Source organism: Embleya sp. NPDC020630 (genome assembly GCF_044334985.1).
Classification (GTDB): Bacteria; Actinomycetota; Actinomycetes; order Streptomycetales; family Streptomycetaceae; genus Embleya.
Genome location: NZ_JBIRUB010000005.1, coordinates 416,767 through 429,247, shown reverse-complemented (window position 1 = coordinate 429,247; position 12,481 = coordinate 416,767). Strand labels below are relative to the sequence as shown.

Sequence of the window (12,481 nt, the reverse complement as noted above, 5' to 3'; positions counted from 1 at the left end):
GCGTCCGGGGCGGGGTCGCCATGCGGGTTTGTGTCACAGTGACTGATATGTACGACTCACGTCCCGCCCGGCGTCCCGCCGGCGGCCGCCCTGGCCAGGATCCAGCGCGCGGCGCTCGCCGCGTCGGCGACCTGTTCCGGCGCGGTCGCCTCGGGACGGCGGATCAGCACCACGGGCAGGCCGAGTTCGCGCGCCGCGGTGAGCTTGGCCGCCGTCTGGGTGCCGCCGCTGTCCTTGGTGACGATCGCCTCCACGCGGCGGTCGCGCATCAGCGCGATCTCGTCCTCGACCGTGAACGGACCTCGGGCCAGCAGCACTTCGCAGGCCCTGGGCAGTGCACCGGTGGGCGGCTCGACGCTGCGCAGCAGGAACCACAGACGGTCCAGGTGCGCGTACGGCGCGGTCTCCAGGCGCCCGGTGGTCAGGAACACCCGACGGGCCAGGTCGGGCAACACCCGCGCGGCGTGCTCGGCCGAGTCGACCGGGTGCCAGTCGTCGCCCGGCACGGCCGTCCAGCCCGGCCTTTGCAGCCGCAGGAGCGGTACGCCGGCCTCGGCGCAGGCGGCGACCGCGTGCGCCGAGATGCGGGCCGCGAACGGGTGGGTGGCGTCGACGACGCCCGCCACGTCCCGGGCCCGCAGCCACGCCACCAGGCCGGGTACGCCGCCGAAGCCGCCCACCCGGGACTCGCCGACCGGCAGCACCGGCGCCCGAGTCCGCCCCGCCAGCGACGACACGACCCGCAGTCCGGGCGTGTCCGCGACGAGTGCGGCCAGGGTCCGGGCGTCGGAGGTGCCGCCGAGCACCAGCAGTACCCGACCGTCGGCGGATGGTGCCCTGCCGCTCATGACCGGCTCCTGCTCCGATGACGCGCCCCGATCGCCCGCTGCGTCGCGGCTGGACCACCGGGGCGTGTGCCACGGCTGCCACGACGGCCGCCTATCAGGCCCTGCTGACCGGCGAGTTCCCCGATCCGGTGACGGTGTACCTGCCCGGCGGGCAGACGCCGGCGTTCGCCCTCGCCGTCGAGAAGCGCGGCGCGGACGCGGCGATGGCGGGTGTGGTCAAGGACGCCGGGGACGATCCGGACGCCACGCACGGCGCGCTGATCCGGGCCACCGTGCGGCACGCGGCGGCCGGGTCCGGGGTGACGTTCCTGGCCGGGCCCGGGGTCGGCACCGTGACGCTGCCCGGCCTGCCGCTGCCGGTCGGCGAACCGGCGGTCAATCCCGTCCCGCGCATGCTGATGCGCGAGGCGGTGGCGCGGGTGGCCGGCGCCTACGGCGGCACCGGTGACGTCATGGTCGAGTTGTCCGTGGACGACGGCGAGCGCATCGCCGAGCAGACCTGGAATCCGCGCCTGGGCATCCTCGGCGGCCTGTCCATCCTGGGCACCACCGGCATCGTGATCCCCTACTCGTGCTCGGCCTGGATCGACTCGATCCGCCGGGGCATCGACGTCGCGGCGGCCACCGGCGAGAGGCACGTGCTCGGCGCCACCGGCACCACGTCGGAGCGGGTCGGCGCCGAAGTGCACGGGTTGTCCGGCACAGCCCTGCTGGACATGGGCGACTTCGCGGGTGCGCTGCTCAAGTACCTGCGCCGGCACCCGATTCCGCGGTTGACCATCGCCGGCGGCTTCGCCAAGCTCTCCAAGCTCGCCGACGGCCATCTCGACCTGCACTCGGGCCGCTCGCAGGTGAACCTGGACCACCTCGCCGAGCGGGCCGCGGCGGTGGGCGGGGACGCGGAGCTGGTCGCGAACATCCGCGCCGCGAACACCGCGCTGCACGCCCTGCAACTGGCCCGCGCCGCCGACGTCCCGCTCGGCGACGCGGTGGCCGAGGCCGCCCGGGACGCGGCGCGCGGTCTCCTGCGCGGCAGCGCGATCCCGATCACCGTGGACGTGATCGCGATCGACCGCGGCGGCACGATCGTCGGCCGCGCCGAACCGGCGTAGGGCCCGCGCGTTCATCCGGCCGGCTGCGACTCGGCCGCCCGGTCGCGCGCCTCGCTGTACAGGTGGCTGTCACAAAAGCCCGGTTCGCCCAGCACGCGGCCGACCATGATGACCGCCACCGCCCTGATCCCGTTGTCGCGCACCAGCGATACCAGGTCGGCCAGTTCGCCGCGCACGATCAGCTCGTCGGGGCGCGACGCGCGGGCGACCACCGCGACCGGGCAGTCCGGGCCGTACAGCGGGGTCAACTCGGCCACGACACGCTCGACTTGGCCGATCGCCAGGTGCAGCACGAGCAGCGCGCCGGAGCGGCCGAGGGTGGCCAGGTCCTCGCCGGGCGGCATCGCCGTCGCGTTGCCCGCGACCCGGGTCAGGATCACCGTCTGGCCCACCGTCGGCAGCGTCAACTCCCGACCCATGGCCGCCGCCGCGGCGGCGAACGCCGGTACGCCCGGGGTGATGTCCCACGGGATGCCGAGCGCGTCGAGGCGGCGCTGCTGCTCGGCCACCGCGCTGAAGAACGAGGTGTCCCCCGACTGGAGGCGGGCCACGTCGTGCCCGGCGGCGTGCGCCGCCCGCAGTTCCTCGACGATCTGATCCAGGTTCAGGTCGGCGGTGTCCACGAGGCGGGCACCGGGCGGTGCGGCCTCGACCAGTTCGCGCGGGACGAGCGCGCCCGCGTACAGGCACACCGGCGACGCGGCGATGATGCGCAGCCCCCGCACCGTGATCAGGTCGGCCGCGCCGGGGCCGGCGCCGATGAAGTGCACGGTCATGGGTTGGACTGCTCCTGGTCGAAGGTGAGGACGGACATGGGCTTCACGGCCACCCACTGGGTCACCGGCATCGCCGGTCGCCACCCGGTGAATCGGCCCACCGGAGCGGACCGGCTGATCTGAAGACGGGTCAACTCCCCGCCGTAGGCGGCACGATGCCGAAGGAGTTCGGCCTCGGTCTCGGCGACGACGGCGTTGGCCACCAGGCGCCCGCCCGGGCGCAGCGCGGCCCAGCACCGCTCGACCACGCCGGGTACGGTCAGGCCACCGCCGATGAAGGCCGCGTCGGGCTGCTCGCCGTACAGCGCCTCCGGTGCCCGGGCCACCACGATTCGCAGGTCCGGAACCCCGAGCGTGGTCGCGTTCGCCGCGGCCCGCTCGGCCCGATCCGCCCGCGCCTCGAAGGCGATGGCCCGGCACGACGGGTGCGTGCGCATCCACTCGATCCCGATGCTGCCGCTGCCCGCGCCGACGTCCCACAACAGTTCGCCGGGACACGGCCCGAGAGCGGCCAGTGTGACCGCCCGGATCTCCCGCTTGGTCAACTGCCCGTCGTGCGCGTAGACGTCGTCCGGCAGGCCGGCCAACCGGCTCAGTCCCGGGCCCGGCCCACACTCGACCGCGACCACGTTCAGGTCCGCGAACCGGCGCTTTGGGGCCGCCGCGAGCGCGTCGGCGGTACCGCGCCACATCGACTCGGCCGGGCCGCCCAGGTGTTCCAGCACGGTGACCTCGCTCGTCCCGAAGCCGCGCGCCACCAGCAGCGCCGCCGCCCGCCCGGGGGTCAGCCCGTCCGCGCTGAGCACCAACACCCGCCGTTCCGCCGCCAGTTCGGCGGTCAGAGTGTCGAGCGGTCGGCCCACCGCGCTGACCACGGCCACGGTGTGCGTCGACCAGCCGAGCCGCGCGCAGGCCAACGACGCCGACGAGGCCACCGGCAGCACGGTGACCCGATCGGCGCCCAACCTGCGGACCAGCGTGGCCCCGACGCCGAAGAACATCGGGTCACCGCTGGCCAGTACGCACACCCGGCGGGACGCCGCCAGGTGGGCCACGAAGCCCACCTGGAACGGCTTCGGCCACACGACCCGCTCGGACTTGGTGTCGGGCACCATCGCCAAGTGCCGCGCGCCGCCGACCAACACCTCGGCCTCGCGCACCAAGTCCCGGGCCACCTCGGACAGTCCGGCCCAGCCGTCGTCCCCGATCCCGACCACGGACACCGGACCGGTGCCGGTGAACGGTGCCCCCGCCAGAGACACCGCGTCCGACACCGGCCACGACACGGGATTCCCGTCAGCCATCCCCCGCGTCCTCGCCGCCTTCGAGATCGCCCTCGACATCCAGGTACACCTCGCGCAGCCCGTCGAGCGTGGCCGCCTCCGGCTTCTCCCACATGCCCCGGTCGGCCGCCTCGAGCAGCCGCTCGGCGATCCCGCGCAGCGCCCACGGGTTGGACGTGCGCATGAACTCGCGGTTGGTCTCGTCCAGGACGTATTCGCCCGCGAGCTTCTCGTACATCCAGTCCGCCACCACGCCGGTGGTGGCGTCGTAACCGAACAGGTAGTCCACGGTGGCCGCCAGCTCGAACGCGCCCTTGTAGCCGTGCTTGCGCATCGCCTCGATCCAGCGCGGGTTGACCACCCGGGCGCGGAACACCCGTGCGGTCTCCTGCTGGAGGGTGCGGGTGCGGACCGCGTCGGGCATGGTCGAGTCGCCGATGTACGCGGCCGGCGCGGTCCCGGTCAGTGCGCGCACCGCGGCGACCATGCCGCCGTGGTACTGGAAGTAGTCGTCCGAGTCGGCGATGTCGTGCTCGCGCGTGTCGGTGTTCTTGGCCGCGACCGCGATCCTGCGGTACGCGTCCTCCATGTCCTCACGCGCGAACACCCCGTCCAGGCCCCGCCCGTAGGCATAGCCGCCCCACGTCGCGTACACCTCGGCCAGGTCCGCGTCGTCGCGCCAGGTGCGCGCGTCGATCAGCGGCAGCAGGCCCGCGCCGTACGCGCCCGGCCGCGAGCCGAACACGCGCGTGGTGGCGCGCCGCGCGTCGCCGTGCCGCGCGACGTCCGCCCGCACGTGTGCCCGGACGTAGTTGTCCTCCTCCGGCTCGTCCGCCTCCGCGGCCAGCCGCACCGCGTCGTCGAGCAGCAACACCACGTGCGGGAAGGCGTCCCGGAAGAAGCCGGAGATGCGCACCGTCACGTCCACGCGCGGGCGGCCCAGTTCGGCGGGCGGGATCGTCTCGATCCCGGTCACCCGGCGCGACGCGTCGTCCCAGATCGGCCGCACGCCCAGCAGCGCCAGCACCTCGGCGATGTCGTCGCCGCTGGTCCGCATCGCGCTGGTGCCCCAGACCGAAAGACCGACCGAGCGCGGCCAGTTCCCGTCGTTGTCGGCGCGGTAGCGGGCCAACAGCGAGTCGGCGAGCGCCTGTCCGGTCTCCCAGGCCAGTCGGCTGGGGATCGCCTTCGGATCCACCGTGTAGAAGTTGCGGCCGGTCGGCAGCACGTTGACCAGCCCGCGCAGCGGCGAACCGCTGGGTCCGGCCGCGACGTAGCCGCCCTCCAGGGCATGCAGCACCGCGCCGATCTCGTCCCCGGTGCGGTCCAGGCGCGGCACGATCTCGGTCGCCGCGAACGCCAACACCTCGGCGACGGCGGGCGATTCGCCGCCCAGCACCTCGGCGGTGACCGCCGCCGCCCGGGTCGGATCCCAGTCGGCCGCCTCCATCGCCGCGACCAGCCGGTGCGCCCGGTCCTCGGCGTCGTCGGTCTCGGTGCGCGAGGCGCTGCCGCCCTCGACCAGGCCGAGCGATTCGCGCAACCCCGGCAGCGCGGCGGCCCGTCCGCCCCACACCTGGCGCGCCCGCAACATCGCGGTGACCAGGTTGATCCGGCCCTCGCCGGTGGGCGCGCTGCCCAGGATGTGCAGGCCCTCGCGGATCTGCGCGTCCTTGACCTCGCACAGCCACCCGTCCAGGTGCAGGATCAGGTCGTCGAACTCGGCCTCGTGCGGCCGGTCGGTGATGCCGAGGTCGTGGTCCAGCTTGGTGGCCTGGATCAGCGTCCAGATCTGGCTCTGTAGGGCCGGGCCCTTGGCCGGGTCGAGCGCCTGCACGTTGGCGTATTCGTCGAGCAGTTGCTCCAACCGGGTCAGGTCGCCGTACGTCTCGGCGCGCGCCATCGGCGGCACGAGGTGGTCGACGATGATCGCGTGCGCGCGCCGCTTGGCCTGTGCGCCCTCGCCCGGGTCGTTGACCAGGAACGGGTACACCAGCGGCAGGTCGCCCAGCACCGCGTCGGGACCGCACTCCGCGGACAACCCCAGGTTCTTGCCCGGCAGCCACTCCAGCGTGCCGTGCTTGCCCAGGTGTACGAGGGCGTGTGCGCCGAAGCCTCCCGGCCCGGCAGGCGCGTCCAGCCACCAGTAGGCGGCCAGGTAGTGGTGGCTCGGCGGCAGGTCCGGGTCGTGGTAGATGGCGACCGGGTTCTCGCCGAAGCCGCGCGGCGGCTGGATGATCAGGATGACATTGCCCGCGCGCAGCGCGGCAAGCACGATCTCGCCCTCCGGATCGCGCGAGTGGTCCACGTACAGCTCGCCGGGCGGTGGGCCCCAGTGCTCCTCGATGTTCGCGCGCAGCCCGAGCGGCAGGGTGGCGTAGCGCTCGCGGTAAGCGGCGGCGGAGATCCGGACCGGGTTGCCTTCGAGCTGACCCTCCGTCAACCATTCGGGGTCCTGTCCGCCGGCCGCGATCAGCGCGTGGATCAGCGCGTCGCCGTCCGGGGGTTCCAGGCCCGGCAGCGCGTCGGCGCCGTCGAGCGCGCCGACGTCGTAGCCGGCCGCGCGCATCGCGCGCAGCAGCGCGACCGCCGAGGCGGGGGTGTCCAGGCCGACGGCGTTGCCGATCCGGGAGTGTTTGGTCGGGTACGCGGAGAGCACCACGCCGACCCGGCGCTCCGCGGCCGGTACGTGCCGGAGCAGGGCGTGTCGGACCGCGATCCCGGCCACCCGGGCGGCCCGTTCGGGGTCGGCGGCGTAGTGGGTGAGGCCGTCCGCGCCGGTCTCCTTGAACGAGAACGGGACGGTGATCAGCCGGCCGTCGAACTCCGGTACGGCCACCTGGGTGGCCGCGTCCAGCGGCGAAAGGCCCGCGTCGCCGGCCTCCCACTCGGCCCGGCTGGTGGTGAGGTTGAGCGCCTGGAGGATGGTGATGTCGAGTCCGGCCAGCGCGCCGACGTCCCACTGCTCGTCGTCGCCGCCGGCGGACACCTCGGCGGGCTTGGCCCCACCGGCGCCGCCCGCGGCGAGCACGGTGACCAGGAGCGCGTCCAATTCGCCGAGCGCGGCGAACAACGACTCGTCGGCGCCGCGCAGCGAGGCGCACCAGATCGGTACCGGCCGCCCGCCCGCGTTCTCGATCGCCGTGCACAGGTCGGCCACGAACGCGGTGTTCCCGGCCAGGTGGTGCGCGCGGTAGTACAGCACGCCCACGGCCGGACCGTCGCCGCCGGACGCCGTGCGGTCGAGCCGCCCCCAGGAGGGCACCTCGACGGGCGGCTCGAAGCCGAAGCCGGTGAGCAGCAGGGTGTCGGAGAGGAAGCGGTACAGCTGGGTCAGGTTGGCCGGGCCGCCCTGGGCGAGGTAGGCGTGCGCCTGCGCGCTCACCCCGGCGGGCACCGTGGCCAGTTCCATCAGCGCCGCGTCGGCGGCGAGTTCGCCGCTGACCACGACCACCGGGCGCGGTCCGGCGAGCAGCGCGTCCAGGCCCGCCTCCCAGGCGCGCCGGCCGCCGAGCAGGCGGACCACGACGAGGTCGGTGCCGTCGAGGAGCGCGGGCAGGTCGGCCACGTCGACCCGGGAGGGGTTGGCCAGGCGCCAGTCGCCCTCGCTCGCCTTGGCGCTGAGCAGGTCGGTGTCGGAGGTGGAGAGGAGGAGGATCACCGGGAGCCTCCGGCGGGGACCATGCCGCGGGCCGACCGGCGGGGCGTGTGGCCGCCGTGCGTGGAGTGGGCGGGCGTGTGGCCGCCGGGCGTACGTCGGCCGGGTGTACGTCGGCTGGGTGTACGTCGGCTGGGTGTGCAAGAACGCCGGCAGGACGAAATCGTCACCTGGAAGCGCCTCTCCGGGGTCCGCGCCCCATCGGACTCGGGGTGAGACGCGCAGTTCCTGACTCCCGGTCGCGCCGTGGTCGACGTCGAACGACGTCGTACGGCGGAGCCGGTCACAGTGGCGGGACCGTCCCGGGATCACACCGGGTTCCTGCCACGCCCTCCCCGCGCCGGTAGGGCCGGCGCGGGGCCAGCATTGCTCAGTGGCCCGCCTTGACGCAACATGCCCGGATCGGCGTGGGCGGCGGGGGTGACACATGTCACCGCCGGTGGCGGGGCTCCACATGGGTGTCAGGCGTTCTTGCGGACCTGCTCCACGAACGCGCCGAACTCGTCGGCGACCTCGTCCTCGGTCCACTCCAGGGCGGGTTCGGCAACGGTGATCTCTGTGTACGACAGGCCCGGCAGGCCGGGCTCGATCCAGCGGCCGGCCAGCCACACCTCGCGCTCGACGGCGTACTCGACGGTGATGCGATTGAGCAGTTCGGCCGGGTACGGCAGCCACACCTGGAACTGGTGGGTGTGCGGGACCGCCGGGAACACCCGCGTCTGCGGCACCCGGGCCAGACCGGCGGCGACCGTCGCGGCGTGGCCGACGTAGCCCGCCAGCCGGGGCAGCGTCTCGTCCAGCGCGGCCAGCGCCTCCAACGCCATCGGCCAGGCCTGGAACGACCGCCCGCCGTAGCGGTGGCGCCACGCGTGCGCCTCCTCGATCAGTTCGGCGTCGCCCGCGAGAGCGGCCCCGGCGCTCGCGCCGAGGCCCTTGTAATAGGACACGTACACCGAGTCGAACAGGTCGACGATCTCGGTCAGCCCGTGCCCGAGCCCCGTGGCGCTCTCCCACAGCCGGGCGCCGTCCAGGTGCAGCGCGGCGTCCCGATCCCGGGCGGCCTGTACGACGGCGATCAGGTCGTCCCAGGCGGGCAGCACGAAGCCGTGGTCGCGCAGCGGGAGTTCGTAGAAGAGCGTGCCGAACCGCTCGGCGCTGCCCCGGACGTCCTCGGCGGTGATCTGCCCCGGCCCGTGGGTGAGTACGAGTGGCCGCAGCCCGGACAGGACCGAGATCGCGTCGCGCTCGTAGGTCAGCGGGTGGGCGCGGGGGTGGATGGCGACCACGTCGGATCCCGTGGCTCCGGCGTGAATGCGCAGCGCGGCCTGCTGGGCCATCGTGCCGGTCGGGAAGAGCAGCGCCGCCTCGGTCCCGAGCAGTTCGGCGGTTCGGGCCTCAAGGCGGGCGACCGCGCCGCCGTCGCCGTAGAAGTCAGGAAACTCGTCGGGATCGAGGTGCTCCCGCGCGTAGGCGTCGAGCCGGGCCAGCCGCTCGGCGACCGTGGCGGGCCGTACCCCGGACAGGATCCGGCCGCAGGCGCGGATCGCGCGCAGGCGACCGACGAGTTCGTCGTTGCCGATGTTTGCCATGAGGGCATCATCCAACGCGCGCCCGCAATCTCGCGCCGGTGACCGGTACGCACACACGGTCCGCCCCGGGAAGGGGACGGACCGTGTGGGTGGTGAGAGGTGCGTCGTGGATCAGACGACGATGTTCTCCGCCTGCGGGCCCTTCTGGCCCTGAACGGCGTCGTACGAGACCTTCTGACCTTCGGTCAGCTCACGGAAGCCCTGCGACTGGATCGCCGAGTAGTGCGCGAAGACATCCGGGCCGCCGTCGTCCGCCTGGATGAAGCCGAAGCCCTTTTCCGCGTTGAACCACTTCACGGTTCCAGTAGCCATACAAATCTCCTTCGTGGTGCCGAATGCGGACGTGCACACACGCACATCCACAGGCCGCAACAGCAATTCACTCTTCACACGAATCCGGTCTGGATAAACAAAAAGCGCCCGACGGTCACGACCGTAAGGCGCTCACAAAATTCATGGGAACCACTACTGCAACTGCCTCGAGGCTAGCACGGAAATGTCGCGGGGCTCGGGAGGCGGAGAAATATTTCCGGTCGAGGGCCGCGTGTCGGCTACTCGCGGGGCGCCTTCGGCTCGGGTTCCGGCTGCGGTGCCGACTTCGGCTTCGGCTCGGTGAACCCCAGCTCCGCGAGGATGGCCGCCGTGTGCTCGCCGACCGCCGGGATCGGGCCCATCGCCGGTTCGCGGCCGGCCACCGTGACCGGCGGCAGCAGCGCGCGCAGCGGGCCGGCCGGGGAGTCGACGGTGCGCAGTCGGTCGCGGGCGGCGAGTTGCGGGTGGTCGGCGAACTCGGCGACGGTACGCATCCGGGCGTTGGCGATGCCGACCGCGTCCAGGCTCGCCACGATCTCGTCGGCCGTACGGTCCGCGAACGCGGCCTCGATCAGCGCGGTCAGCCGCTCGTTGGCCGCCACCCGCAGCGAATTGCTGCGAAAGTCCGGATCCTCGACCAAATCCGGCCGCCCGAGCACCCGTTCGCAGAGCGCGGCCCACTCCCGATCGTTCTGCACACCCACGAACACCTGCCCGCCGCCGCCCACGCGGTACGGCCCGTAGGGCGCGATCGCCGCATGCCGGGCCCCGGTTCGTGGCGGGGGCGTGCCGCCGTAGGTCGCGAAGTAGTAGGGGAACCCCATCCACTCGCCGAGCGCGTCGAGCATCGAAACCTCGAACGAGCTGCCCTCGCCCGTGAGTTGCCGCTCGTAGAGCGCGGTCAGCAATCCGGTGAAGGCGTACATCGCGGCGGCGATGTCGGCGATCGGAATCCCCGCCTTGGCCGGCTCCTCGGCGGTACCGGTGACCGACAGCAGTCCCGCCTCGCACTGCACGAGCAGGTCGTACGCCTTCTTGTCCCGATAGGGTCCCGCAGTCCCATAACCCGATATTCCACAGACGATCAGCCGAGGAAATCTGGCCCGCAATTCCGTCGCACCGAGCCCGAGCCGATCGGCCGCGCCCGGAGCCAGGTTCTGCACGAACACATCGGCCCGGGCCAGCAATCGATCCAAAATCTCCGGCGCCCGCTCGTCCTTCACGTCGAGCGTCAGACTTTCCTTCCCCCGATTGGCCCAGACGAAGTGGCTGGACAAACCCTCGACGGTCTCGTCGTAGGCCCGGGCGAAATCCCCCGCGCCGGGCCGCTCGATCTTGATCACCCGAGCGCCGAGATCCGCCAGATGGCGTGTGGCGTACGGCGCGGCGATGGCCTGTTCGAGCGAGACGACGGTGACACCCGTGAGCGGTAGGAACACGCCCCCATCCTGACAGAGCCGGGCGCGCGCACGGCCGCTCGGCGGCGGCGAACCCTTCGGTCCGGGCCGAAGCGTCCCGGGGTGATGATGGCGGCATGGACTCGATCGCACGTGCCTCCGATCCGGATTCGGTGCCTCGCCTCGCCGCGCTCGCCGCTTTGCTCGCGGACGAGACGCGGGCGGCGGTGTGCCTGGCCCTGCTGGATCGGCGGGCCTGGACCGCCGGCGAGTTGGCCCGGCACTGCGGGGTCGCGCCGTCCACGATCAGCGAGCACCTGACCCGCCTCGTCGAGGGTGGCCTGCTGGTCGGGGAGCGGCAGGGGCGGCACCGGTATGTGCGGTTGGCCGATGCGGGGGTGGCGCGGCTGGTCGAGGACCTGGCCGCGTACACCACGCCGGCGACCCTCCGGCCGGCGGCGTCGCTGCGGGCGCACTCGGCCGGCGCGGCCCTGGCCCGGGGGCGTACCTGCTACGACCACCTGGCCGGCCGGCTCGGCGTGGCGATCACCGACGCGCTCACCGCTCGGGGCCTGCTCCGCCAGGACGCCGGCTTCGCGATCACCGACGCGGGCCTGGCCTGGCTCACGGACCTCGGCGCCGACCTCACCACCTCCGGCAAACGACCCCTGGCCCGCCCCTGCCTGGACTGGACCGAACGCCGCCACCACCTGGCCGGCACGGCCGGCGCCGAACTGTGCCGGCTTTTCCTGTCCCGGGGCTGGACCGAACGTGTCGGTACGGGCCGCGCGGTCCGAGCCACCGAAACCGGTCGCACCGAACTGAACCGACTACTGGGCATCCACCCGGAGGAATTCGAGCCGACGACGAGCAACACGGCTCCGATCTGACCGAAAGTCACCGACCTCACCGCCGCTTCCACCAACTCCCGCTCCCGGTCGACGCGTCGGCGAAGGAGCCACCCCCACCTCCACGAACACCGCCCTGCCCGAACCGGCAGCGGACGAGCGGGGTCTGTTCGAGCGTGGTGGCCGGCGGCCGGCCGACGACGAGGTTGTCGCCGTAGTGGTGGAGACCCTGTACCACGAGGCCGGTCACGCCCTTGTCGACGTCCTGCGGTTGCCCCTCGACGAGCGGGCCGAGGAGGATGCGGCGGATCGGTTCGCCGCCCTGATGTTGCTGCGCCAAGGGGTGGGCGGGGAGCGGCAGTTGCGGGCGGCGGTGGAGGAGTATCGGCTTTCGGCGGCGGAGGCGGGCAGGGCCGATCGCGACGCGAAGGACGAACACGCACCGGATCTCGTGCGCGCCGCCGATCACCTCTGCCGGCTCTACGGCGCCGCCCCCGACCGGAATCCCGACCTGGCGAACACGAGCCTCCTCCCCCGGGAACGCGCCGCCGGCTGCGCGGCCGAATGGACGAGTGCGCGCGACGCCTGGCTGAAGGACCTCGCGCCCATCCTGCGCCGATAGGGTCGGCGCCCATCGCGTGGCCGGGTCCGTTGCCGC

The 12,481-nt window shown here is 73.1% G+C and carries 10 protein-coding genes and 1 riboswitch; of the genes, 3 read left to right on the top strand and 7 right to left on the bottom strand.

The annotated features are described in order from the left end of the window. Window positions 1-56: 56 nt before the first annotated feature. Window positions 57-848 carry a cobalt-precorrin-6A reductase gene (locus tag ACH4XV_RS20675; RefSeq protein WP_395791759.1) on the bottom strand — a complete coding sequence of 264 codons (792 nt, stop codon included), beginning with the start codon at window positions 846-848 and terminating at the stop codon, window positions 57-59. 17 nt (window positions 849-865) lie between these two features. Between ACH4XV_RS20675 and ACH4XV_RS20670 the strand changes: the two genes are divergently transcribed. Next, the gene (locus tag ACH4XV_RS20670; protein ID WP_395791757.1) at window positions 866-1,960 is read left to right on the top strand and encodes a cobalt-precorrin-5B (C(1))-methyltransferase; all 1,095 of its coding nucleotides are present in this window, start codon (window positions 866-868) and stop codon (window positions 1,958-1,960) included. Window positions 1,961-1,971: 11 nt separating this feature from the next. Here the strand turns inward: ACH4XV_RS20670 and cobM are convergent, their stop codons facing one another. The 6 genes from cobM to ACH4XV_RS20640 all read right to left on the bottom strand — a co-directional run bounded on the left by cobM (window position 1,972) and on the right by ACH4XV_RS20640 (window position 11,017). Further along, complete coding sequence (gene cobM / locus ACH4XV_RS20665; RefSeq protein WP_395791755.1) at window positions 1,972-2,736, bottom strand: precorrin-4 C(11)-methyltransferase; 765 nt, start codon at window positions 2,734-2,736, stop codon at window positions 1,972-1,974. Beyond that, window positions 2,733-4,040 carry a precorrin-6y C5,15-methyltransferase (decarboxylating) subunit CbiE gene (gene cbiE, locus ACH4XV_RS20660; RefSeq protein WP_395791753.1) on the bottom strand — a complete coding sequence of 436 codons (1,308 nt, stop codon included), beginning with the start codon at window positions 4,038-4,040 and terminating at the stop codon, window positions 2,733-2,735. The genes cobM and cbiE overlap by 4 nt, the downstream gene beginning before the upstream one ends. Beyond that, window positions 4,033-7,680, bottom strand: a complete 3,648-nt coding sequence (gene cobN / locus ACH4XV_RS20655) for a cobaltochelatase subunit CobN (protein ID WP_395791751.1) — start codon at window positions 7,678-7,680, stop codon at window positions 4,033-4,035. Before cobN ends, cbiE begins: the two co-directional genes overlap by 8 nt. Before the next feature lie 219 nt (window positions 7,681-7,899). After that, window positions 7,900-8,001: riboswitch (cobalamin riboswitch) on the bottom strand. 137 nt (window positions 8,002-8,138) lie between these two features. After that, window positions 8,139-9,266, bottom strand: a complete 1,128-nt coding sequence (locus ACH4XV_RS20650; protein ID WP_395791749.1) for a threonine aldolase family protein — start codon at window positions 9,264-9,266, stop codon at window positions 8,139-8,141. Window positions 9,267-9,377: 111 nt separating this feature from the next. Then, window positions 9,378-9,578 carry a cold-shock protein gene (locus ACH4XV_RS20645; RefSeq protein ID WP_395791747.1) on the bottom strand — a complete coding sequence of 67 codons (201 nt, stop codon included), beginning with the start codon at window positions 9,576-9,578 and terminating at the stop codon, window positions 9,378-9,380. A gap of 239 nt (window positions 9,579-9,817) precedes the next feature. Further along, on the bottom strand, window positions 9,818-11,017 hold the full coding sequence (locus ACH4XV_RS20640; protein WP_395791745.1) for a CaiB/BaiF CoA transferase family protein: 1,200 nt from the start codon (window positions 11,015-11,017) through the stop codon (window positions 9,818-9,820). Window positions 11,018-11,112: 95 nt separating this feature from the next. Here ACH4XV_RS20640 and ACH4XV_RS20635 point away from each other — a divergent pair, with 95 nt between their 5' ends. Continuing rightward, the gene (locus tag ACH4XV_RS20635; protein ID WP_395791743.1) at window positions 11,113-11,865 is read left to right on the top strand and encodes an ArsR/SmtB family transcription factor; all 753 of its coding nucleotides are present in this window, start codon (window positions 11,113-11,115) and stop codon (window positions 11,863-11,865) included. Window positions 11,866-11,959: 94 nt separating this feature from the next. After that, window positions 11,960-12,445 (top strand): DUF4344 domain-containing metallopeptidase, encoded by a 486-nt coding sequence (locus ACH4XV_RS20630; RefSeq protein WP_395792010.1) that lies wholly within the window; start codon window positions 11,960-11,962, stop codon window positions 12,443-12,445. Window positions 12,446-12,481: the final 36 nt, after the last annotated feature.